A 1,777-nucleotide genomic window follows, 5' to 3' on the forward strand; every position below is an offset into this window, starting at 1 on the left:
AGGTCGCGGGTTCGAGTCCCGCCGGGCCCGCCAAAAAATCTGAATAGATAGTATCATTCCCGAACATATTCATCCTATAATTAATAAAATAAAAAATACGTAATATGGGGGAATTATGTTTTAACTCTTACCTCTTCCAGACAGCCTCAACGGCCATCTCTATGTCCCTATCCGTGACTGTCTTCCTCTTGGCATGTTTTGCGAGCTCCACGGCGTGCAATCCGACTTCACGAGCGAATCTCTCGAGGTGGTAGACCATCCTCTCCCTGGCATCGTCACTTACCCTCTCAGCACCCGCATCCTTGATTATCCTGTAGACCGGTGCGAGGGGTAGATACCTGGTCTGTTTCTGGGGCATACACATCACCTCATTGACAAACCCTATGAGGGCCTTGCAAACTGCGCGGGACTTAAATATAAGCTTTTCTGAAGGGAGGGGTCATCATAGCTATATGGGTGAGGGAAGGTCCATACTATGCTGATGTCCTCTCCCCTTAACATGGTAACATCCCCTGTTCCTTCATAACACGTGCTTCAAACTCTTCTTAAGATAATTTCCTATATTATGAGTTTACTTAATATTAATATGGAAATTTTCCATTAATAAATTATTATTATTCTATTATGGGAATTTTAAGATATGTTTTTGAATGAAGTTTTAATGAGCTTTCAGGGGACTTTGCTGTCGCTCGAATCGCCATCAGCCACTGCAGTGGAAATCTGCTCATCGCATTCTTCAGATGAGATCCTCATGTGGACCCGGGGGTATGATACCACAGCAACGTTACTGATACTCATGACAGCTCCCGGTTAACTGGTTTTAATTTAAATTTACATTGCTATCGATTGTTTATAAACAAGATAACCTATCAGACCGGGATTTATTCTCTGAAAGGCCCGGAAAGGGCGTTTCGTTAAAAAATAGTTTTACGATCTTTTTGGAGCCTCAGACAACCTAACGCGGGATCCCTCCCGCAACATACTTCCTGAGCAGAAGGGGATTCCTGATCATGTGAGGATGCCTGGAAATGAGGTGATCGCTCATGAAGATTGCCTGCCGTCCGCCGCAAGAATTTCCCCAGGAGATCCCCGAACATAGGCACTGCATCACCAATACGAATAAAAACCGGCTTCTTCCCGGAAATCGCAGGGGATTGTCTCCATGTCATCGGATCTCAGAAAGGGATTGAGGCTCCTCTGCTCCACCGAATTCTTCTGGGGGTCTGACGTCAACGACTCTGTGGCATACTTAGTGAGATGCGGCTGCGAGGGTGTGCTCATCTCAACGGAACCCCCCTACTACTTCCCCTCGATGCTCAGCAGGGAGAGCGTGAGATCCCTGAGGGAGCTCATCAGGGAGTTGGAAGTCGTCGTTGCCGTCAGATCACCTGAGACCGATGTGAATCTATTCAGCAGCAACCCCTACATATCGGAGGCATCCCAGAGGTGCGTTGAGGATTCCATCAGACTCTCCCTCTACTTAAATGCCGATTTCTCCGTGATAAGGCTATCTAGCCCCCCCTCCCCTGTTAATTACGGGCTCTTCGCGAGCAAACTTCAGAAGATCACGTCCGGTATAGGGAGAGATTCCTACGTAGCGCTGGAGCTTATAGGGGGTGATTACGAGGAGATTACCTCCAGAATAAAGGATAGGAGGTTAGGTATCATCTACGTCGATGGGATGAGCCCAGAGGGACTCCTGAGGAGTGAGAGGCTCGTTGGTGTGTCGATCTACCCACATCAGTCCCAGCCCCTCAGGGTGATCCCGGGCATGAGA

Annotated in this window: 2 protein-coding genes; one reads left to right on the forward strand and one right to left on the reverse strand. The window is 48.0% G+C overall.

All coding sequences use genetic code 11. The annotated features are described in order from the left end of the window. Positions 1-127: 127 nt before the first annotated feature. Positions 128-358, reverse strand: a complete 231-nt coding sequence (locus BA066_07860; GenBank protein ID RDD52777.1) for a histone — start codon at positions 356-358, stop codon at positions 128-130. 804 nt (positions 359-1,162) lie between these two features. On the opposite strand from BA066_07860, the gene BA066_07865 reads away from it, so the two are divergent. Beyond that, on the forward strand, positions 1,163-1,777 hold a 615-nt coding region (locus tag BA066_07865; GenBank protein ID RDD52778.1), incomplete at its 3' end, for a hypothetical protein.

This window comes from Candidatus Korarchaeota archaeon NZ13-K (genome assembly GCA_003344655.1).
Lineage (GTDB): Archaea > Korarchaeota > Korarchaeia > Korarchaeales > Korarchaeaceae > Korarchaeum.